Source organism: Brucella haematophila (genome assembly GCF_005938105.1).
Classification (GTDB): Bacteria; Pseudomonadota; Alphaproteobacteria; order Rhizobiales; family Rhizobiaceae; genus Brucella; species Brucella haematophila.
The window spans coordinates 36,553-57,439 of record NZ_VCPE01000016.1; the positions used below are offsets into that span (position 1 = coordinate 36,553).

The window sequence follows — 20,887 nt, forward strand, 5'->3', positions numbered from 1 at the left end:
GCTTGGGGTTATCCCCTGAACGGTTCAATTCAACGACTGGCTCAACTCAACCAAAGCCGAGCTTTATATCATAATCGAAGGGTTTCCCATGCTCGACAGCCTGCGCTCTGCCTCTCGCTCCTGGATCTCCAAGCTTCTGCTTGGTGTGCTCGTCCTGAGCTTCGGCGTCTGGGGCATCGCGGATGTTTTCCGCGGTGGCATGACAGGCAACGCCGCGCTGACAGCAGGCGGCTCCGAAGTCAGCGCGACCGACTATCGCTTCGCTTATGAGCAGCAGGTCATGCGCCTGTCGCAGCAGTTCCGCCAGCGTCTGACGCGTGAACAGGCAAAATCCATCGGCGTTGAAAACCAGGTTCTGGCGCAGCTTGCAGCCGGTGTCGTGCTCGACGAAGGCGCACGCAACATGCAGCTCGGCCTGTCGAAGGACGGCATTGCACGCCTGACGGCGGAAGACCCGGCATTCCAGGACGCCGGCGGCAATTTCAATCGCGCGCAGTTTGACGCGGTGTTGCGCCAGTCCGGCATTCGCGCTCAGGATTATCTCGAAAATCGCGCCAAGGTTGCCCGTCGCCAGCAAATGGTCGACGCTGCCACCGGCGGCATCAAGATGCCTGACGCGATGCTCAAGGCACTGGCGCTTTATCAGGGCGAAAGCCGCAGCGTCGACTACATCACCATTCCTGTGGAAAAATCAGACGCGATCCCTGCCCCGTCGGACGACGCCCTCAAGGCCTATTTCGATGCGCAAAAGGATGAGTACAAGGCGCCTGAATATCGCAAGATCAGCTACGTCAAGCTGGAGCCTGTCGACATTGCCGATCCGGCTGCCGTGACGCAGGAAGAAATCAACGAATATTACGAGAAGAACAAGGCGCGCTACGGCACGGTCGAACAGCGCGCCATCGAGCAGATCAGCTTTGCAGATGAGGCTGCGGCCAATGCCGCGCAGGAAAAGATTGCCGCTGGCACGAGCTTCCTCGACATCGGCAAGGAACAGGGCAAAACCGAAGACGATCTGAAGCTCGGCACTTTCGAGAAAAGCGCCATTCCTGACCAGACCATCGCCGATGCAGCCTTTGCGCTGGCGGAAAACGGCGTAAGCCCTGTCGTCAAGGGCGGTTTTGGCCCGGTCATTCTGCGCGTTACCAAGATCGACCAGGCGCATGTCAAGCCGCTCACGGAAGTCGAAGCCGAAATCCGCACGACCCTTGCCAACAACATCGCGGCAAGCAGCATCAGCGGCATTCACGATTCCTATGAACAGCAGCGCTCCGATGGCGCGTCGATGGCCGATGTCGCCAAGGGCCTTAGCCTCAAGACTGTTACCGTCGATGCAGTCGATGCAGAAGGCAACGATCCATCCGGTAAGCCGGTTGAACTGCCGAACGGAAAGGCGCTTCTGGCGGCTGCTTTCCAGGCGGAACAGGGCTTTGACAATGATGCATTGACCATGGGCAATGTCGGCTATCTCTGGTACCAGATCGATGGCGTCACTCCTGCCCGCGACCGCACCCTCGACGAAGTCAAGGACAAGGTTGTGGCCGCATGGAAGGGTGAGGAAGCTGTCAAGCGCCTCAATCAGCGTCTGGAAGATCTCAAGAAGCGTCTCGATGGCGGCGCAACGCTTGATGCAATTGCATCGGAACTCGGCCTTGAAAAGCAGACCAAGCGTGGCGTGACCCGCTCGACCAACGATGCCGATATCGGCTCGGCTGCGGCAGCGCAGATTTTCCGTGGCCCGAACGGTTTCACCGGCACGGCGGCAGCGCCTTCCGATGACGCGCAGATTCTCTTCAAGGTGACGGAAGTGACCGAGCCTGCAAGTGCTGGTCCAGACACCATTCCTGAACAGCAGCGCAACTATCTGTCGACCGCCCTTTCTGACGACGTGCTGGAACAGATGGTTGGCGAATTGCAAAAGCAGTATCCGGTGAAGATCAACCAGACCATCATCAACAATGCTCTTGCGTTCTAGGTTCTGCTGAGCACAGCTCCGGAACGCAAGAATTCACATAAACAAGCGGCAGAAAGAAAATGGCTGATCTGAAACCATACATCGCGAAAGCGGCCTCCGGCGAACCACTGTCGCAGGAGGATTCCAAGGCCGCGTTCGACATCATGATGTCCGGTCAGGCAACGCCTTCGCAGATCGGCGGCTTTCTGATGGCTTTGCGCGTGCGCGGCGAAACCGTGCCGGAAATCGTCGGCGCAGTCGCTTCCATGCGGTCGCGCATGCTGCCTGTCGTCGCCCCGGCAAACGCCATAGACATTGTCGGCACTGGCGGCGATCAGTCCGGTTCCTATAATGTGTCCTCGTGCTCGGCCTTCGTCGTGGCTGGCGCTGGCGTACCGGTCGCCAAGCATGGCAACCGCGCCCTGTCCTCGCGCTCAGGCGCTGCTGACACGCTCGCGGCACTTGGCGTCAATATCGAGGCCGATGCGGAAACCATCGGCCGCAGCGCCCGGGAAGCCGGTCTCGGCTTCATGTTTGCGCCAATGCACCATTCCGCCATGCGCCACGTCGGCCCGTCCCGCGTGGAGCTTGGAACGCGCACGATTTTCAACATACTTGGACCGCTGGCCAATCCGGCAAGCGTGAAGCGCCAGCTTTTGGGCGTATTTGCGGCCCAATGGGTTGAACCGCTGGCGCATGTGCTCAACGAACTCGGCATGGAAGCCGTCTGGGTCGTCTATGGCGATGGTCTCGATGAAATGACCACCGCTGGAACAACGCAGATCGCGGCGCTTGAAAATGGCACCGTCCGCACGTTCACAATCACGCCCGAGGAAGTCGGTTTGCGCCGCTGCAAGCCGGAAGAGCTGAAAGGCGGCGATGCTGCCGAGAATGCCAAGGCGTTGATCGCCGTGCTGGAAGGCGCGAAGAACGCCTATCGCGACATCGTCCTTCTCAACTCCGCCGCAGCGCTGGTAATTGCAGGCAAGGCCGAGGACCTGAAGGACGGCATCACTCAGGCCGCCCATTCGATTGATAGCGGCGCGGCATTGGCCGTTTTGCAAAAAGTAATCGCTGTCTCAAACGACAAGACAGTCTGACGAGAGGAAGCGCATCATGTCCACCGACATTCTCCGTAAGATCGAAGTCTATAAGCGCGAGGAAATCGCGGCTGCCAAGGCGCGTCACACGGTTGAAGACCTGAAGGCGCTCGCCAGGGATCAGGCTGCGCCGCGGGGCTTCCTCAAGGCGCTCGAAGCCAAGCGCGCAGCCGACAAGTTTGCCCTGATTGCCGAAATCAAGAAGGCCAGCCCGTCCAAAGGCCTGATCCGCCCGGATTTCAACCCGCCAGCACTGGCAAAAGCCTATGAAGACGGTGGCGCTGCCTGCCTTTCAGTTCTGACCGATACGCCATCCTTCCAGGGTGCGCCGGAATTTCTGATGGCAGCGCGCGCAGCATGCAGCCTGCCTGCTTTGCGCAAGGATTTTCTGTTCGACACCTATCAGGTCTATGAAGCGCGCAGCTGGGGTGCGGACTGCATTCTGATCATTCTCGCAAGCGTCGACGACGATCTGGCCCGAGCGCTGGAAGAAACCGCTTTCGAACTCGGCATGGATGCGCTCATCGAAGTGCATGACGAGGCCGAAATGGAACGTGCGCTCAAGCTTTCCTCGCGTCTACTCGGCGTCAACAATCGCAATCTGCGCACATTTGAAGTCGATCTGGCGGTTTCCGAACGCCTGTCGAAAATGGCCCCTGCCGACCGTTTGCTGGTTGGCGAAAGCGGCATCTTCACCCATGACGATTGCCTGCGCCTGGAAAAATCCGGCATCGGCACGTTCCTCATCGGCGAAAGCCTGATGCGCAAGGACGATGTTGCTGCCGCCACACGCGAGCTTCTGACCGGCAAGGCGTGATGTCATGACCTCGGACGCGGCCAAGCTCACCCATCTCGATCAGTCTGGCGCTGCCAATATGGTGGATGTCGGCTCCAAGGACGAGACCGAGCGTCAGGCCGTTGCCGAAGGCAGCGTGACCATGAAACCGGAAACGCTGGCGCTCATTTTGGCTGGCGATGCAGCGAAGGGCGATGTGATCGGCACGGCCCGTCTTGCTGGCATTATGGCTGCGAAGAAAACCGCCGACCTCATTCCGCTTTGCCACCCGCTGATGCTGACCAAGGTTGCGGTCGATATCACCCCGGACCACGCATTGCCCGGTCTGCGCGTACATGCGCTTGCCAAGCTGAAAGGCCGCACAGGCGTTGAAATGGAAGCGCTTACAGCTGTTTCCGTAACCTGCCTGACAATCTACGACATGGCCAAGGCTGTCGATCGCCAAATGGAAATCGGCAATATTCGCGTGGTGGAAAAGAGCGGTGGCAAGTCCGGCGACTGGAAGGCCTGAAGCGGCCTCACAAAACTGAGTTCGAGAGGAAATACCATGTCCCTTCTCCCGGTCGAAGATGCTCTGGGCCGTATACTTTCCTCCGCAGAACCGCATGGCCCTGAAACTGTTACGCTGAACGAAGCAGGCGGGCGCGTGGTTGCCCGCGCCATCGTGGCCCGTTTCCTGCAGCCGCCGTTCGACTGCTCGGCCATGGATGGCTATGCGCTGATAGCGCCAGCAGAAATCGCCTATCCGATACCGATGACGGTTATCGGCGAGTCAGCCGCTGGCAAACGTTTCGAAGGCTCCTTGCAGCCCGGACAGGCCGTGCGCATTTTCACCGGCGCACCGATGCCGGAAGCTGCCGACACGATTGTCATTCAGGAACATACCGAACGCTCCGGCGATCAGCTGACCATTCTGGAAGGTTTGGAACCCGGACGGCATATCCGCCGGGCCGGTCTCGATTTTGCTCCGGGCAAGACCGTCATACCGGTCGGTCGCGAACTGGACGCACCCGCCCTGTCACTGGCTGCTGCAAGCGGCAATCCAACGCTCGATGTGTTTTGCAAGCCGCGTGTCTCCATATTGGCGACCGGCGACGAGCTTGTGCCGCCCGGAGCCGAGCCCGGACCGGACCAGATTGTCGCCTCGAACAGTGTCGGTATTGCCGACATCGTGCGCCGTGCAGGTGGCAAATCCGAAGATATGGGCATCATTCCGGATGATCCGGCACAGATCGAGGCGGCTATTGCCAGCGCTCTGAACGGTGGAATCGATGTTCTGGTGACCATTGGCGGCGCATCGGTCGGTGATCGCGACTACGTGCATGGCGCTTTGCGCAATTGCGGTGTCGATCTCGGTTTCTGGAAAATCGCCATGCGTCCCGGCAAGCCGCTCATGTATGGGCGCAAGACTGTCGACGGCAAAACTGTTCACGTGATCGGCCTGCCGGGAAACCCGGTTTCAAGCCTCGTTTGCAGCCTCGTTTTTCTCCGCCCGCTTATTGCGAAACTTGCAGGCACCGATCTGACGGCAGATATCCGTCCCGCAAAGCTCGGTCAGGCGATGCCTGCCAATGACCATCGGCGCGATTTTGTACGCGCCACGGTCGAATCGCAAAGCGATGGAACGCTGCTTGCAACACCATTTTCAGTACAGGATTCGTCCATGCTGACAGCCCTCGTCGGCTCCAATGCATTGCTCATTCGTGACGAAAATGCCCCGGCAGCAGATGCAGGCAGTTCGTGCCGCGTGCTCATGCTACGTTAAAAAGCACCAGAATGGTCACGTTTGCTGCCTCGAAACCACGCTAAGCAAAAGCCGTAACGGATTGAAACTAAAACGCTTCCATCGATGACGAACGGCCCGTTACGTCGCCCTGTGAACATTCCGGCAACAAGCCGCCAGCCCGTTAATCATTTTAAAACCATTGCAGAACAAGACTGGAACATATAGTGTTCGTTCTGGTTTTGTTTTTCTCGATTCTTATCTGGCCGGAGGGTGTCGCGCATGTTGACCCGTAAGCAGCACGAGCTTCTGCTGTTCATTCATGATCGTCTGAAAGAAACAGGCATTCCGCCCTCTTTTGACGAAATGAAGGAAGCGCTCGATCTTGCTTCCAAGTCGGGCATTCATCGCCTGATCACCGCTTTGGAAGAACGGGGCTTCATTCGCAGGCTGCCGAACCGGGCACGTGCGCTGGAAGTGCTGCGCCTGCCGGATTCGATTGCACCGGGCCTGAACGCGCAGAAGAAATTTGCACCGAGCGTCATCGAAGGCAGTCTGGGCAAGGCACCTCCTGCGCCTGTGCAGCCATTACGCTCCGCGCCTGTTGCAACCAATGATGATGTTTCGGCAACTGTATCAGTGCCAGTCATGGGGCGCATCGCTGCCGGTGTGCCGATCTCAGCCATCCAGAGTCAGACGCATTCGCTCAGCCTCCCCCCTGAAATGATTGGGGCGGGTGAGCATTATGCGCTGGAGGTCAAAGGCGACTCGATGATCGAGGCCGGGATTTTTGACGGCGATACAGTCATCATCAAGCGCGGCGATATCGCCAATCCGGGTGAAATCGTCGTCGCACTGGTTGATGATGAAGAAGCAACTTTGAAGCGGTTCCGCCGCAAGGGCGCATCTATTGCGCTTGAAGCCGCAAACCCAGCTTATGAAACACGTATCTTCGGCCCAGACCGCGTTCGCGTGCAGGGCAAACTGGTCGGATTGATCCGCCGGTACTGATCGTTAGGCCCGAAAATGGGGCACCGTTTTCGGAAACACATGCATGAAAGGGCGAGTTGAACCGCCAGTCTACTGAATCACAGGCGCTCAGCCCAATATTGTCATTCGCATTTGCCCAGCTCCTGATCGTCAGTGGCCGGGCATTGTGTTTCTGCCTTTTGAGCAGGCTGCTTCTTCTTATATTCCCAATCTGGCAAACCGCGTGCTGCGCGTGAATAGAGCCGGAACAGATGCCATGGACGCCGCGGCTCATCGATGGCGAAAGCTAGCCTGTCGTCAAAACGTGGATCGGCAAAACCATGCCTCAGGGGCGCGTTGTCGCTGGCCGGCGCCAAATCACCAGTTGGAACCGTGGCAGGAGTGCTGGCATTGACATTCTTGTCGCCTAGTCTCATCTCGACCGTTCCCCGCAATGCCAAGTCACGCCGGTTGATGACCAGTTTGTTCTGGATGGTACATCCCTGTGTTTTCCCAGCTACGGCGAGGATAACGACATCACCCACATCACACGCGATATCCTGAATGGCAGGATCAGCCGTATAGGCCAGTACCCGCCCATCGCGTAATGTAATCGTGCAGAGCTCATCTTCGCAGATAAAGCCGTCAGTCGGTATTCCGCGAAGCCAGTCTTTTGTGTGCTGCGGTATTAGAAATTGCGTTGCGAGATAGGCGGTTTTCCAGTTATCGACCGTGAACTTCGACGGTCTGTCGCGATTCACTGCAAAACGCCCATCGGGCAGACGGACGCCGACCAGCTTTGCATCTTCGGATATCACAACATCTGGAAACGGCTGGTGCATGAAGGCAATAAATCCCGCCAAAACAAATGGTAACGCCAGCATCTTGAATCGCGTTGTGAACAACACCGCTATCACGAGCGCTATGGTCCAGAATGCGAGAGCCGCGACCGGCATCGCTCCCGGATTGCCATCAGGCGACCATGCCCCGATCAGGCTCGCGAGGGTGCGGACAATCCAGATACCAGACCCGGCAATAGTCAAAGGCAGCCAATCAAGGCCGAGCGGCATCAGCACGAGGCCCAGAACCGAGAACGGCATGACAAGAATGGCGATCACCGGATCGGCCAGCACATTGCCAATCAGCCCGAATGGCGCGGTATTGTTGAAATGGTAGGCGGCGAAAATGCCGCTCGCAATTCCCGCTACAAGCGAAGTCCCGGCAGCAGCAATGGCTGATTTCATGATCTTCGATGGCAATCCAGCTACCGACGAAGCGGCGTGCCTCTCCACATCCTGCAATTTTTTGGCTTTACGCGCTCCCCACCATGCATATCCGGCAATCAGCGCTGCTGTTGCCGAATAGGACATCTGGAAGCTCGGCCCGAGTATTTCATGCGGTGAGATTGCTATTGTCACCATGCCAGCGATTGCCACATTGCGCATGCTGAGTGCCGCGCGGTCAAACAACAAGGCGCTGAGCATGACGGCGATCATCACATAGCTGCGCTGCGCTGCAACATCGGCACCCGACATGGCGAGATAAAATGTGCAGCTTAGCAACGACAGGAAAGCGGCATATTTCTTGACCGGATGTCGGACGCTGAAACCCGGAAACAGCGCAAAGGCAGACCGCAGGGCAAACATGACGACACCCGCCGCCAGCGCCATATGCAGGCCAGATATAGAGAGGATATGCGCCAGACCGGCCTTGCGCAGATCTTCATTGGTTTTCTCGCTGATGCCGCCGCGCGTACCGGCGATCAATGCGGCGGTGACATTGCCATCTTCACCGCCGATCACCTCCTCCACACGCTCGGAAACACGCACGCGAAGCAAGGCAATCCATTCGCTGACTGCCGCCGCTATGCTTGTCTGTGGCGGAACAGCTGCCGTCTTCGGATTTCCCAGAAAGAAGCCGTTTGCTCCAATGCCATTGAAATAGGCATGAAAGGAGAAGTCGTAATTACCCGGACGAACCGGGCCTGACGGAACGCGCAGCCGTGCAAAACCGGTTAATCCCCCGCCAATCGATGTATCCGCCGGTATATCGCGAGCATTTATACGTATGCGTGTTGGTGAAAAGCGCAGTGTTGGGCGTTCTGTCGACAACAGATCGAGGGTAATACGCCAGCTTCCATTATCCTGCGCATCCAGCGCAACAACCCGGCCAGTAACGCGTGTCGACACATCGGAACCGAGCATCGGCGTCGCCATGCGTTCGGTCTCCCATTTTCCGCTGGCAAGGCCCAGTTGGAAAGCAAGCGCCAATGTTAGCACCTGCCCTGCAAAGAAATGCTTCCGCGCCAATATGCGAGCCATAGCCAGCCCAACCAGCAGAGCCAGAATGGGCGTCCAATCTGGTTCAAACGGCAGAGTGAAATAAACAATCGCGCCAAGGCCACTGAGAATCGGAATCAGCAGAAAGAAAATCCCGCGCGCCGTTTCAAGGTCAACCGCCTCGGCAAAGGCGATGGGCACCTTGTGAGCGAGACTTTTGGCGCGGCTCCGCACATCATCCGGTTTCGGAAGTTCAGACAGATCGCGTTCACGGCTTTCAGTGGGAGCAATTGACGGTTCGGGCCACAACTCGGGAAGATAAGAACGCGTCAGGCCATCGGGCAGGCTTTTGACAAGCGCCCGCTCATTGGCCTCATCGGAGGCCTTGGCCATATCACCTAAGCGCGTCATGCCCCCGCCTGACTGCAAAAAAGGTCTTTTTGTCGAAATACCCCAAAAGAACAATGCCGCAAGGAGCCGAAACAAACGCGAAGCCCTTGCGCGTAGTGCTGCCTATGCTACATGAACGCCAGTCGAAATCGAGAGGGTTTCGTTATAGAAATCCTCGTTCTCGCTCTTAGGTAGCGAGTATCAGAATTCAGTTTTGCGCCCCTGCCCCGGCAATTGCCGCTGTCTTGACGGGCGCGCAATAAAGTGGAGCTACCATGTCGAAACCGGTCGTCACCCGTTTTGCCCCTTCGCCCACGGGTTATCTTCATATCGGCGGTGCCCGTACTGCGCTGTTCAACTGGCTTTATGCCAAGCACACGGGCGGCAAGATGCTGCTGCGTATTGAAGACACCGACCGTGAACGTTCCACCGATGCAGCCACCGCGGCCATTCTCGACGGCCTGACCTGGCTTGGTCTCGACTGGGAAGGCGATGCGATCTCGCAGTTCGAGCGCGCTCCACGTCACCGCGAAGTCGCCGAAGAACTCGTCGCTCTAGGCAAAGCCTATTACTGCTACACGACGCCGGAAGAGCTGGAAGAAATGCGCGAGAAGGCGCGTGCCGAAGGCCGCCCGCCGCGTTATGATGGCCGCTGGCGCGACCGCGATCCGTCCGAAGCGCCTGCAGGCGTAAAGCCAGTCATTCGCATCAAGGCGCCGCAGGAAGGCGAAACCCTCGTGCGCGACGCCGTACAGGGCGATGTGCGCTTCCCCAACAAGGATCTCGATGATTTCATCATTCTGCGTTCCGACGGCACACCGACCTATATGCATGCCGTTGTCGTTGACGACCACGATATGGGCGTCACGCATATCATCCGCGGCGACGATCATTTGACGAATGCAGCGCGCCAGACCGTGATCTATGACGCCATGGGCTGGGATGTGCCGCAGATGTCGCATATTCCGCTGATCCATGGTGCGGACGGTGCGAAGCTCTCCAAGCGTCACGGCGCTCTCGGCGTCGATGCCTATCGCGCCATGGGCTACCTGCCGGCAGCACTCCGCAATTATCTCGTCCGTCTTGGCTGGAGCCATGGTGACGACGAAATCATGTCGACCGAACAAATGATCGAATGGTTCGACGTGACGGACATCAACAAGGGCGCTGCCCGTTTCGACTTCCAGAAGCTCGAAGCGATCAACGGCCTTTATATGCGTGGCAGCGACGACAAGACACTGTTCGACGCTCTGGTGGCTGTCCTGCCGGAAATCGAAGGCGGCAAGGAACTCGCCGCAGCGCTCGACGACAAGCGTAGCGCGCAGCTCCTCGCAGCCATGTCGGGCCTCAAGGACCGCGCCAAGACGCTCGTAGAACTGGCAGATGGCGCGAAGTTCATCTTTGCAGCCCGCCCGCTCGATCTCGACGAAAAGGCCGCCTCGCTACTTAACGAAGAAGGCCGCGCGGTTTTGAAATCCGTGCTGCCCGATCTGGAAGCTGCCGGAGAATGGACCATTGAATCACTGGATGCGGTGGTTCGCGCCCATGCAGAGAAAACCGGACTGAAACTGGGCAAGATTGCGCAACCACTGCGTGCCGCCTTGACCGGTCGCGCTACCTCACCGGGCGTCTTTGATGTGCTTTTTGTACTGGGTCGCGAAGAGTCTTTGGGCCGTATTCGCGATCAAATCGGTTAAGGTGCTATCATTCACGCTGACGTGACATAACTCGCTTAAATAGTTCAAATTTCGCATTGCATCACGGACGGTTTGGGATAGTTTGGCGATCAAAATCGTAGCCGTAATGCGTTAAAAATCGGGCATCCTGCAGTTTTGGGGCGCCCGCCAAGAGATACGAGACAAGTTATAGCAGCGAATGCAATACTGCCGCCTAAGGCGGCAAAGTGGACATGAAAGGAAACATGATGTCAGCTAAGACAGCCAGCTTTACTCTCGACGGCAATACGTTCGATCTGCCTGTGCGACAAGGCACTGTCGGGCCGGACGTCGTCGATATCGGTCCGCTTTACAAGAATTCGCATGCGTTCACTTACGATCCGGGTTTCACCTCGACCGCTTCGTGCGAGTCCAAGATCACCTATATCGATGGCGACGAAGGCACCCTGCTCTATCGCGGCTATCCGATCGACCAGCTTGCCGAGCATGGCGACTTCCTCGAAACCTGCTACCTGCTGCTTTACGGTGAACTGCCGACGGCAACCCAGAAGGCCGATTTCGATTATCGCGTGACCCGTCACACGATGATCCACGAACAGATGACGCGCTTCTTCACCGGCTTCCGCCGCGATGCGCATCCGATGGCCGTCATGGTTGGCTGTGTTGGCGCCATGTCCGCCTTCTACCACGACTCGACCGACATCACCGATCCGCATCAGCGCATGGTCGCTTCGATCCGCCTGATCGCCAAGGTGCCGACGCTCGCCGCAATGGCCTATAAGTACCATATCGGCCAGCCGTTCATGTACCCGAAGAACGATCTCGATTTCGCATCGAACTTCCTGCACATGTGCTTTGGCGTTCCTTGCGAGGATTACAAGGTCAATCCGGTTCTGGCCCGCGCCATGGACCGCATCTTCATCCTGCACGCTGATCACGAGCAGAATGCATCGACCTCGACCGTACGTCTTGCCGGTTCGTCGGGCGCCAACCCATTCGCCTGCATCGCAGCTGGCGTTGCCTGCCTCTGGGGCCCTGCCCATGGCGGTGCGAACGAAGCAGCGCTCAACATGCTGGCCGAAATTGGCTCGGTGGATCGCATTCCGGAATTTGTCGCGCGCGCCAAGGACAAGAACGATCCGTTCCGCCTGATGGGCTTCGGTCACCGCGTTTACAAGAACTACGATCCGCGCGCCAAGATCATGCAGAAGACCTGCCATGAAGTTCTCGGCGAACTGGGCATCAAGGACGATCCGTTGCTCGACGTTGCAATGGAACTGGAAAAGATCGCTCTGACCGACGAGTATTTCATCGAGAAGAAGCTCTATCCGAATATCGACTTCTACTCCGGCATCACGCTGAAGGCTCTCGGCTTCCCGACCGAAATGTTCACGGTTCTCTTTGCACTCGCCCGCACCGTCGGCTGGGTCGCACAGTGGAAGGAAATGATCGAAGATCCGCAGCAGAAGATCGGCCGTCCGCGCCAGCTCTACACGGGCGCTACGGAACGCGACTACGTGCCGGTTGCAAAGCGCAAATAAGCGCGCAAACGCTGAAAACAAAACCCCGGTTGCCAATGGCGACCGGGGTTTCTTTTTATCCGTAGCGGTTCCCGTATTGACGATACCGTTCAGCCCTTGCGGCCTCGTTCTATAACGTCCAGCAGAACCTGCGCTCCGATCTCGCCGGAGGGCCGCTCTGTCGACATGACCGAAGCCACCGCATCAAAACCATCCAACTGCGCCTGACGCGCCGAACCGGGGCGCATCAAGCGCTCCACATTGCGGGCCAACATCCCCGGACGGACGAATTCATTGAAAAACTCCGGCACCACCGGTTCATCAGCAATGATGTTGGGCAGCGCTGCGCTCCATATCGTGATCTTGGGTACCAGAAATTTTCGCGCAAACCAGTCCGCCTTGTAGGAAAGCACGCTTGGAATGCGCGACAGCGCCAGTTCCAGCGAAACGGTGCCGGAAGCGGCAAGCGCAGCATCGGCCCGCGCAAAGGCCTTCCACTTCTCTTCATCACCGACGACGATCAACGGCTTGACTGTCCAGTCACGCGAAAGTTCACGCACCATTGCCTCGATACGCGGCAAGGTGGGCAGAATAACCTCAAGCTTTTCAACCCGCGACGAAAGCTCTTCGACCGTCTTGCCGAAGGGTTCCATCAGCATCTGGATTTCCGTGCGACGCGAGCCAGGCAGCAAAAGCAATGTATGTTTGCCGGCTTCCGACCGCTGCGGTTCAAGCGCCAGTTGTGCAGCACGCGTATCGAGGATAGGCGCATAACTCGACAGGCGATGCCCGACATAGGTTGACTGAGGGCCATTCAGCCGCGCCATCACATCAACCTCGAACGGCAAGACCGTGAGCACATGGTCGACATAAGCGCGCATGGCGCGTGCACGCTGCGGACGCCAGGCCCAGACGCTGGGCGCGATATATTTGACAATCGGAATAGACGGAGCGGCAGCTCTGATCTTCTTCGCCACGCGATGGGTGAAATCCGGACTATCGATCAGCAAGACACAATCCGGTTTTTCCGCCACGATCTGCCGAGCCGTCTGCCGGATGCGCAGTATAAGTCCCGGCAGGTTCTTGATGACCGCGCCAAGCCCCATGAGAGCAATTTCATGGGGGTCGAAGAAGGTCTTTAGGCCACGCGCAGCCAGGTGGTCACCACCCACACCAACGAGATCAACCAGCCTGTCAGTCTGAAGACGCAGGGCGTCGACCAAATCCGCACCGAGAAGATCACCGGATTCTTCACCGGCCACGATTGCTATTTTCAATGGCCGGCTGGTGTTACTCACGTTTAGGCGTCCTTCTTGTCCCGACTGATCGTCTCTATGAAGAGACCGCTTTCATTTGCCGCCGCAATGGTTTCACCGAAACCCAGGATAAATGTGCGCCCCGCCTCAACTGCAATTCCTGCAAGACCAGCACGTTTGGCATTCAGCACGGTGGAAATGCCGATGGCGGGCAAATCCGCCCGCTCATCCTGACGAGGTTTGGCCATTTTCACAAGGACCCCGCCGCGCTTGGGAATACGTCCGGCTTCACGCAGCTCGCGAACGCGCTCGATCATCAGATCCGTGCCTTCCGCGCCTTCCAGCGCCACGACACGACCACCTGTTGCGACAGCGCCCTGTCCGACGTCGAGATCACCAAGCCGCAAAGCAGACTCCATAGCCAGCTTAATATTCGCGGCTTCGCGCGCATCTGGCGCAACCTTGGTCAGAAGACGAGCAGGCGATGGAGACAGAAGATCAGGCACAACTTCATGTGCGCCGACGACCTTGAAACCAAATGATTCGAGCAGGCCGATAAAGGCACGTAGTAAGGCGTCATCACCCTGCCCCAACGCACGAAGCACATAGGGAATGCCCCGCAATGTGGGCCAGTCGAGCTTCAGATCGCCAAGATGTGGCCTGTTGCGCACACCGCCCGCGAGAACGACATGCGAAACGCCAGCCGCTTTCATGGAGCGAATCAGCTTTGCGAATTCGACCATCGAAATTTCCTGATGCTCGTAGTTGTAGAGCACCCGGTCAGCTTCTTCACGCAGGGGAACGATGAATGGGGGGGTACCGGCGCTCTGAAGCGCCTCGGCCACCGCAATGGGCAACAGGCCGTTGCCCGCAATAATACCGACACGCCCGCCCTCAAGGGGCGGACGCGCCAAAGATTCAGCTTTCGTCGCTGTCATGCCCGACTCCGCCATGAGCCGCGTCGAGTGGTGGCGTTGTATAGGCGCGTTTCGCGTCGACACTGATGAAAGCAATCATATCGGCAACAGCCTGAGATTCCGGGAAAGCCGCCAGCACATCGGCAGCGCGATCTCGAACCGGCTTGGTACGATCGAACAGCATACGCACGGCGTGACGGAGCATGTGGATTTCCGCGCGCTGCATGCCGGAACGCTTCATGCCAACGATATTGAGGCCGCCCAGATGCGCGTGATTACCAATGACCATGCCATAAGGGATAACATCACCCACAACGCCAGCCATACCGCCGACAAATGCATGATGGCCGACACGCACGAACTGATGCACGGCCGCACCGCCGCCCAGAATGGCGTGATGTTCGATGGTCGTGTGACCGCCGATCATGACATTGTTCGAGAAGGTGACGTGATCGCCAACATCGCAATCATGCGCCACATGCGCATAAGCGAGGAAGGTGCAATCGCTGCCCACCGAAGTATAGCCGCGCGCGCTATCCGAGCCGCGATGCATGGTGACGCCTTCACGGATAAGGCAGTTCGCGCCAACAGTGAGTGTCGTTGGGCCACCCTTATGCTTGCCGTTCTGCGGATCGCAACCGAGAACAGCATGCGGATAAACCTTCGCGCCCGCGCCAAGCGTCGTCCCGCCCGTAACAACCACATGGCTCATCAGAACGGAATTGTCGCCAATAACGGCGCCCGATTGAATATGACAGAAAGGCCCGACAGACACACCCTGGCCCAGTTCCACACCCGGCTCAACAAGAGCGGTGGGGTGAATGATTGTTTCTTTCATTGTAATGCTCACTGGCTTTCTTCACCGGCATTAATCATTGCCGCAACTTCCGCTTCGGCAACTTTCACACCATCAACCTCAGCCACGCATTCATACTTCGAAATATTGGCGCGCTGTTTCACTTTTTTGACATGCAGAAGCAACCGATCACCCGGGATGACCGGGCGGCGGAACTTCGCATTGTCGATGGTCATGAAATAGACAACGCCCGGGCGGCCAGTCTTGCGCTGAAGCAGCGAGATTGCACCGGCGGTCTGTGCCATGGCCTCAATGATCAATACGCCCGGCATGATCGGCTTTTCCGGAAAATGTCCGGTAAAATGCGGCTCATTGATCGTGACGTTCTTGATACCGGTTGCCGACAGATCGCCATTGATATCAACGACGCGATCGATCAGCAGAAAAGGATAACGGTGCGGAAGCACGGCCAGAAGTTCTTGAATATCCGCCGCTTCGAGTTTCGTCTGTTCCGTATCACTCATCTGAGGATTGCTCCTTTCTTGATTGCCCGATGCTGCGTATGTTCGCGATATCGCGGAACCACTGCTTGATAGGACGTGCGGGAAGACCACCCCAACGTTCACCATCGGGTATATCGTTCATAACGCCGCTCCCAGCTGCAATTTGCACGCCCGAGCCGATAATCAGGTGATCCGCAATACCGACGCGACCACCAAGCATAGTCCCGTCGCCGATCACACAGCTTCCCGAAATACCGCAATGCGCGGCAATAAGACAGAACCGACCGACGCGCACATTATGCGCAATCTGGACAAGGTTATCGATCTTGGAGCCCTCGCCGATCACCGTGTCGGTCAGCGCTCCACGATCAATCGTTGTATTGGCGCCGATCTCTACATTGTCCTGAACAATGACACGACCGATCTGCGGGACTTTTTCAAGTCCGGCAGCGCCCGGCACGTAGCCAAAACCGTCCTGACCGATGCGAACGCCCGGATGCAACAACACGCGGTTACCGATGAAAGAGCATTGGACGGTCACACCCGGCGCAACATAGCTATCGCGTCCAATCTGGCAGTTCTCGCCAATCACTGCGGTTGCAGCAATCAAAGTGCCCGAACCGACGGTCACGCCCTTACCAATCACCGCACCCGCTTCAATCGTTGCGCCATCTTCAATTTGTGCCGAAGGATGAATGAATGCTTGCGCAGAAATGCCGGTTTCGCCAAACCAGCTTTCCAGCTTGGCCGACGTTGGAAACAACATGCGTCCGACAGCCGAAAAATCGCGATGCGGGTTGCGGGTAATCAGCGCAGCCATATGCGAAGGCACGCTTGGCGCTATGTCTTCCTTGCAAAGAACACCAGCAGCCTTGATTCCGGCCAGCGCCTCGGCGTTCTTCTTACCTTCCACGAAGATAAGCGAACCCTCCCCGGCATCCTTCATGGAAGCCAGGCGCTCAACAGAACGCGGTGCAAGCTTCGGGTCACGAAGTCTTGCACCGGTGAAATCAGCCACATCGCCAATCGTGAGTTCACGAGAAGGCGTGAAAAAGACAGGATCTGCCATCAGTACACTTTCTCTCCCGGGGCGTAGCCGCCCCGGGGAAAGGCAAATCGGTTAGAACTTGGTCGAAACACCGAAGTTGAAGTTCTGAACCTTATCGGTATCAGCCTTCGCGACCGGGAATGCATAGTCAAAGCGCAGCGGACCGAACGGCGAAGCCCACATCAGGCTGAGACCGACCGAAGCGCGAAGCTTCTTGTCGTCGCCATAAACCGGCGAACCACCCAACTCGTCTGCACCGCCGTAGAGCATCGCCGCATCCGCGAAGAATGCACCGCGAATGCCGAGGCTTTCAGGAACAACCGGCATCGGGAACTGCACTTCAGCCGTACCATTGATGTAGGTCGTGCCACCCAGCCAATAACGCTGGCCCGTACCAGAATCCTGGTAACGACCAATGCCGTTGAACTTGAAGCCGCGGATGATGTCCGAATTGTTTTTGAACAAATCGAAGATACGGACGCCGTCGCTACCGAATTCATGGATATAACCACCGCCGACACCCAGCATACCGACAATGTCGGCTTCCTGAGCAAGCGTCTTATAGTAGTTACCCTTGAAGGTCGTCTTCATGAACTTCGCATCGCCACCAAGGCCTGCGAATTCCTGCGTGAACTTGCCATAGAGGCCGTCATGCGGGTTCTTCAGATCGTCGATGGAATTATACGTCAGCGAGTAGCTGATGGACGAACGCAGCCACGGGCTGTTTTCTGCTGCTTCCTGCAGAGCCGGAGCGTAGTAATCATTGATGTTGTCGCGGAACAGGTCGTACTTTTCCTGAACCAGATTATAGGCGAGACCAACCGAGAAGTTCTCGGTGATCGGAAGGCCGAAACGAATCGTACCACCGGTCTGCTCAACATCGTAGTCGTCGTTCACGCGGTAGCTGCGACGGAATACGTCGAAACCTGCGGAGACGCGATAGCCGAGGAAATAAGGCTCGGTGAAGGACAGGCCATAATTGCGCATATCGTCCTGACCGGCACCGGCGCTAAGACGGATATACTGGCCGCGACCGAGGAAGTTACGCTCGGTGATCGCACCTTCGACAGACGCACCCGGCGTTTCACCGCCGGTGGTGTAGCCACCGCCGATAGAGAATTCACCGGTGGACTTTTCCACGACGTCAACAACCAGGATCACCTGATCCGGCTCGGAGCCCGGAGCCGTCGAGATATTGACGGTCTGGAAGAAATCCAGAGCTTCAAGGCGACGCTTGGCACGCTGCACCATAACCTGATTGAAGGCATCGCCTTCGTTCATGTCGAACTCACGACGAATCACGTAGTCGCGCGTCTTGTCGTTGCCGCGAATTTCAATACGCTGAATGTAAGCGCGCGGACCCTGATCGACACTGTAAACGACCGAAATCGTGCGGTTTTCAAAGTTACGATCGCCGCGCGGCTCAACCTTGGCAAAAGCATAACCGCTACCGGCAACGCTTTCGGTCACAGCCAGAACGGAATCTTCAACTTCCTTGGCGCTATAAGCGCGACCCGAACGGGTCTTCACGAGACCGCCGAGCGCGTTGGTATCAACGCCATCAACGGTGCTTTCAACGCTCACATCGCCGAAGGTATAACGCTGACCTTCATCAACCGTGATGGTGATCGTGTATTCATTGGTCGACGGATCGAGAACCGCATTCGACGACACAACACGGAAATCAGCGTAACCGCGGTTGTAATAGAAGCGACGCAGCGTTTCTTCGTCAGCCTGCAAACGGCCTTCGTCGTAAACGTCATTACGGGTCAGCCACGACAGCGGGTTCGAACGCTTGGTGGAAATGACATCGCGCAGACGACGGCCGCTATAGGCCTGATTGCCGACGAATTCGATATTGGAAATCTTGGTGCGCGAGCCTTCGTTGACTTCATAGACAACGTTGACGCGCCCCTGACCGAGATCGACGGTGCGCGCATTCACGGTCGCATCGCTACGTCCGATATGTGCATAGGCAGCCTTGATGGCTTCCTTGTCCGATTCCATCGTCGCCGCATCGTAAGGCGAACGCGGCTTCAGCTGGACGGCGCGCGTCAGATCAGGATCCTTGATCTTCTTGTTGCCCTGGAACAGGACATTGTTGACCACGGAACGTTCGTTCACGGTCACGACAAGCGTGCTGCCGGACTGATTGATGCGAACATCCGAAAACAGGCCCATAGCGAAAAGACGCTTCACCGCAGCATCGATATCAGCGCTGGTGAAGGCCTTGCCCGGACGAATCTCGATATTGTCGCGAATGGTCTGAGCATCAACACGCGTGTTACCACGAACATCGATACGGCTCACAACGGCAGCTTCCGCGACATTCACGGATGCCAGCGAGAGCGCTGCAGTACCCGAAGCCACTAGAGCCACCGACATGGCGAGCGCAGACGCGGCGCCAAAGAATTTAGAACTTGCCGTCATAGGCTTTCCGAACCTTCGTTTCTGTCCCCGGGACGATTAACCCAGAAAAATGCGTACAGATACAACCGTATTAGCCGGTTTTTCCATACAAGCAAGCGTTGCGGTTAAATTCTGTTTACTTAGGCAACAAGCGTGGCATCCGTGCCACGCGAATTGTGAGTTATGGTAAACAGATTGCTTAGCTTTTCCGGTCGTCGCTCCCAATGTTCACTTCTGTTTAACACCTTGCCCGGCCTCCGTCGGACAAAACGTCGTCTCTTTGCAGTCAGCCTAACCGGACAGGCCGGTCGAGCCAATAACCCCAAGATCGCCATCCCCCGAGATTTCAATTCCTAGGACCGCTGCCTGAGACAGTCGGCATTTGATCTAGCAGGCAAAGAGGTCGTTGAAAAGTACGAACCCCATAAATCCCATCACAAGAAGGAATCCAATACGGTAGAAAATTTCCTGCGCTCCCGGTGACACCGGGCTGCCCTTGATTGCCTCCACAGCATAGAAAACCAGATGCCCGCCATCCAGCGGCGGCAGGGGAAACAGGTTCAAAAGCCCGATCCCGATGGAGAGCATAGCCGTCAATTGTATCAACCAGTCAAAGCCCGCGCTTGCCGCCTTGCTCGCCATATTGGCGATCTTGACCGGCCCACCGAGCTGACACTTGTCCTCACGGCCAAAGGCGAAACGTGTGAAAAACTCACCCGTGCGACTGATGATGAAGCCCGTTTCCATCACCGCCTGCCCGACTGATTCGAGCGGACCGTATTCAATGCGGCGGAAATTGCCGACCGCTTCCGTGGTCTCCACGCCAATGGCGCCAAGCTTCACCTTGTTGCCGAGCGGATCTACGCGCTCGACAGTCGCCGGCGTTGCTTTGAGGTCAACCATCTTGCCGCCACGCTCAACCGTAAAGTCGAGCGTGTCACCTGCCCGGCCCGAAACGATGCGCTGCACATCGGCAAAAGTGGTGATCTTCTCACCTTCGACGCTGATAAAACGATCGCCGGGTTCAAAACCAGCCGCGGCTGCGGGGCTGTTAGGCTGTACGCCTGCAATCAGCGGATCTGCGATCTGGCGTCCGTAAAGTGCAAAGAAAACACTGAAAATGACAATTGTCAGAATGATATTGAAAGCCGGTCCGGCAAAAACCGTTGCCGCACGCTTCCACACAGGCTGGGTATGGAATGCTCGCTTGCGATCTTCCTCGCTGAGCGCATTATTATCCACACCGACAGGCGAACTGGTTTCGCTTTCGTCGCCGATGAACTTTACATAGCCGCCAAGCGGAATTGCAGAGAGCTTCCAACGCGTTCCGCGACGATCGGTAAAGCCGAGCAGCTCAGGACCAAAGCCTATCGAAAAGGCCTGCGCACCAATGCCGCACCATCGCGCGACAAGATAATGCCCCATCTCATGTACGAATACGACGATTGTAAGAACGAAAAGAAACGGTACGATTGTCCCGACAAGCAGGCTTTCACCGCCGAAGAAAAAGGCCAGAGCCTCCTGCAAATCACTACTCCTTACAAATCACCC

16 protein-coding genes are annotated in these 20,887 nt (G+C 57.2%); 8 read left to right on the top strand and 8 right to left on the bottom strand.

Going from position 1 to position 20,887, the window contains the following annotated elements; all coding sequences use genetic code 11:
* Positions 1-88: 88 nt before the first annotated feature.
* The 6 genes from FGI60_RS20645 to lexA all read left to right on the top strand — a co-directional run bounded on the left by FGI60_RS20645 (position 89) and on the right by lexA (position 6,584).
* Positions 89-1,975 (top strand): peptidyl-prolyl cis-trans isomerase, encoded by a 1,887-nt coding sequence (locus tag FGI60_RS20645; protein WP_138786799.1) that lies wholly within the window; start codon positions 89-91, stop codon positions 1,973-1,975.
* Positions 1,976-2,034: 59 nt separating this feature from the next.
* A complete protein-coding gene (gene trpD, locus FGI60_RS20650; protein ID WP_138786800.1) occupies positions 2,035-3,054 on the top strand; it encodes an anthranilate phosphoribosyltransferase in 1,020 nt (339 codons plus the stop codon).
* A 16-nt stretch (positions 3,055-3,070) separates the two neighbouring features.
* Complete coding sequence (trpC, locus tag FGI60_RS20655) at positions 3,071-3,871, top strand: indole-3-glycerol phosphate synthase TrpC (RefSeq protein WP_138786801.1); 801 nt, start codon at positions 3,071-3,073, stop codon at positions 3,869-3,871.
* 4 nt (positions 3,872-3,875) lie between these two features.
* Complete coding sequence (gene moaC / locus FGI60_RS20660; RefSeq protein WP_138786802.1) at positions 3,876-4,361, top strand: cyclic pyranopterin monophosphate synthase MoaC; 486 nt, start codon at positions 3,876-3,878, stop codon at positions 4,359-4,361.
* A 36-nt stretch (positions 4,362-4,397) separates the two neighbouring features.
* Complete coding sequence (locus FGI60_RS20665) at positions 4,398-5,615, top strand: molybdopterin molybdotransferase MoeA (RefSeq protein WP_138786803.1); 1,218 nt, start codon at positions 4,398-4,400, stop codon at positions 5,613-5,615.
* A gap of 240 nt (positions 5,616-5,855) precedes the next feature.
* A complete protein-coding gene (gene lexA / locus FGI60_RS20670; RefSeq protein WP_078340389.1) occupies positions 5,856-6,584 on the top strand; it encodes a transcriptional repressor LexA in 729 nt (242 codons plus the stop codon).
* Between the two features lie 101 nt (positions 6,585-6,685).
* Here the strand turns inward: lexA and FGI60_RS20675 are convergent, their stop codons facing one another.
* Positions 6,686-9,232 carry a ComEC/Rec2 family competence protein gene (locus tag FGI60_RS20675; RefSeq protein ID WP_138786804.1) on the bottom strand — a complete coding sequence of 849 codons (2,547 nt, stop codon included), beginning with the start codon at positions 9,230-9,232 and terminating at the stop codon, positions 6,686-6,688.
* A 254-nt stretch (positions 9,233-9,486) separates the two neighbouring features.
* On the opposite strand from FGI60_RS20675, the gene gltX reads away from it, so the two are divergent.
* Positions 9,487-10,908: a glutamate--tRNA ligase gene (gene gltX / locus FGI60_RS20680; RefSeq protein WP_138786805.1), complete on the top strand. Its 1,422-nt coding sequence runs from the start codon at positions 9,487-9,489 to the stop codon at positions 10,906-10,908.
* Positions 10,909-11,135: 227 nt separating this feature from the next.
* Positions 11,136-12,428, top strand: coding sequence for a citrate synthase (gene gltA, locus FGI60_RS20685; RefSeq protein ID WP_078340455.1), 1,293 nt, complete (start codon positions 11,136-11,138; stop codon positions 12,426-12,428).
* 89 nt (positions 12,429-12,517) lie between these two features.
* Here gltA and lpxB read toward each other — a convergent pair whose 3' ends face one another.
* From lpxB to rseP, 7 genes are all read right to left on the bottom strand, one after another.
* On the bottom strand, positions 12,518-13,705 hold the full coding sequence (gene lpxB / locus FGI60_RS20690; RefSeq protein WP_138786806.1) for a lipid-A-disaccharide synthase: 1,188 nt from the start codon (positions 13,703-13,705) through the stop codon (positions 12,518-12,520).
* A 2-nt stretch (positions 13,706-13,707) separates the two neighbouring features.
* Positions 13,708-14,601, bottom strand: a complete 894-nt coding sequence (locus FGI60_RS20695) for an LpxI family protein (protein WP_138786807.1) — start codon at positions 14,599-14,601, stop codon at positions 13,708-13,710.
* Positions 14,582-15,418, bottom strand: a complete 837-nt coding sequence (lpxA, locus tag FGI60_RS20700; RefSeq protein WP_138786808.1) for an acyl-ACP--UDP-N-acetylglucosamine O-acyltransferase — start codon at positions 15,416-15,418, stop codon at positions 14,582-14,584. Before lpxA ends, FGI60_RS20695 begins: the two co-directional genes overlap by 20 nt.
* A gap of 8 nt (positions 15,419-15,426) precedes the next feature.
* Complete coding sequence (gene fabZ / locus FGI60_RS20705; RefSeq protein ID WP_078340383.1) at positions 15,427-15,900, bottom strand: 3-hydroxyacyl-ACP dehydratase FabZ; 474 nt, start codon at positions 15,898-15,900, stop codon at positions 15,427-15,429.
* Entirely contained in the window at positions 15,893-16,948 is a 1,056-nt protein-coding gene (lpxD, locus tag FGI60_RS20710; protein ID WP_138786809.1) for a UDP-3-O-(3-hydroxymyristoyl)glucosamine N-acyltransferase, read from the bottom strand. Before lpxD ends, fabZ begins: the two co-directional genes overlap by 8 nt.
* Positions 16,949-16,999: 51 nt before the next feature.
* A complete protein-coding gene (gene bamA, locus FGI60_RS20715; protein WP_235889885.1) occupies positions 17,000-19,357 on the bottom strand; it encodes an outer membrane protein assembly factor BamA in 2,358 nt (785 codons plus the stop codon).
* A gap of 366 nt (positions 19,358-19,723) precedes the next feature.
* Complete coding sequence (gene rseP / locus FGI60_RS20720) at positions 19,724-20,863, bottom strand: RIP metalloprotease RseP (protein ID WP_138786810.1); 1,140 nt, start codon at positions 20,861-20,863, stop codon at positions 19,724-19,726.
* Between the last annotated feature and the right edge of the window lie 24 nt (positions 20,864-20,887).

What these genes read in the sequence shown, in the direction of transcription:
- moaC (WP_138786802.1), top strand. Translation starts at nt 3,876, where the DNA reads ATGACCTCGGACGCGGCCAAGCTCACCCATCTCGATCAGTCTGGCGCT.
- FGI60_RS20645 (WP_138786799.1), top strand. Translation starts at nt 89, where the DNA reads ATGCTCGACAGCCTGCGCTCTGCCTCTCGCTCCTGGATCTCCAAGCTT.
- lpxA (WP_138786808.1), bottom strand. Translation starts at nt 15,418, where the DNA reads ATGAAAGAAACAATCATTCACCCCACCGCTCTTGTTGAGCCGGGTGTG.
- fabZ (WP_078340383.1), bottom strand. Translation starts at nt 15,900, where the DNA reads ATGAGTGATACGGAACAGACGAAACTCGAAGCGGCGGATATTCAAGAA.
- gltA (WP_078340455.1), top strand. Translation starts at nt 11,136, where the DNA reads ATGTCAGCTAAGACAGCCAGCTTTACTCTCGACGGCAATACGTTCGAT.
- lexA (WP_078340389.1), top strand. Translation starts at nt 5,856, where the DNA reads ATGTTGACCCGTAAGCAGCACGAGCTTCTGCTGTTCATTCATGATCGT.
- trpC (WP_138786801.1), top strand. Translation starts at nt 3,071, where the DNA reads ATGTCCACCGACATTCTCCGTAAGATCGAAGTCTATAAGCGCGAGGAA.
- FGI60_RS20695 (WP_138786807.1), bottom strand. Translation starts at nt 14,601, where the DNA reads ATGACAGCGACGAAAGCTGAATCTTTGGCGCGTCCGCCCCTTGAGGGC.
- gltX (WP_138786805.1), top strand. Translation starts at nt 9,487, where the DNA reads ATGTCGAAACCGGTCGTCACCCGTTTTGCCCCTTCGCCCACGGGTTAT.
- bamA (WP_235889885.1), bottom strand. Translation starts at nt 19,357, where the DNA reads ATGACGGCAAGTTCTAAATTCTTTGGCGCCGCGTCTGCGCTCGCCATG.
- lpxD (WP_138786809.1), bottom strand. Translation starts at nt 16,948, where the DNA reads ATGGCAGATCCTGTCTTTTTCACGCCTTCTCGTGAACTCACGATTGGC.
- FGI60_RS20675 (WP_138786804.1), bottom strand. Translation starts at nt 9,232, where the DNA reads ATGACGCGCTTAGGTGATATGGCCAAGGCCTCCGATGAGGCCAATGAG.
- FGI60_RS20665 (WP_138786803.1), top strand. Translation starts at nt 4,398, where the DNA reads ATGTCCCTTCTCCCGGTCGAAGATGCTCTGGGCCGTATACTTTCCTCC.
- trpD (WP_138786800.1), top strand. Translation starts at nt 2,035, where the DNA reads ATGGCTGATCTGAAACCATACATCGCGAAAGCGGCCTCCGGCGAACCA.